At 63.9% G+C, this 299-nt stretch carries 1 protein-coding gene; it reads right to left on the bottom strand.

Annotated features, from left to right (window positions below):
* Positions 1–299: aldehyde dehydrogenase family protein (locus AC1RMF_RS26690; RefSeq protein WP_493145590.1), on the bottom strand; the 299-nt coding region annotated here is incomplete at both ends.

Genomic DNA, 299 nt, shown 5'->3' with positions numbered 1-299 from the left:
CCCAGGGGCTGGCGCAGTGTCCAGTTGTCGATGCCGGTACTCACCTGGTCGGTGAAGTCACCCTTGAGTAACTGGGCAATGCCGCAGGAAAACTCGACGATGTCGATGCCGCGCGAGACTTCACCCTGCGCATCGGTAAACACCTTGCCATGTTCGGCGGTGATCACGCGGGCCAGTTCGTCCTTCCGGGCATTGAGCAGCTCCAGAAACTTGAACATGATGCGCGCGCGCCGGATGGGTGGCGTGTCGGCCCAGGCGGGGAATGCCGCGTTGGCAGAGGCCACGGCGGCGGCTACGTC

It is taken from the genome of Rhodoferax sp. GW822-FHT04A08 (assembly GCF_058801025.1).
This window is presented reverse-complemented; position numbering and strand designations above follow the sequence as displayed.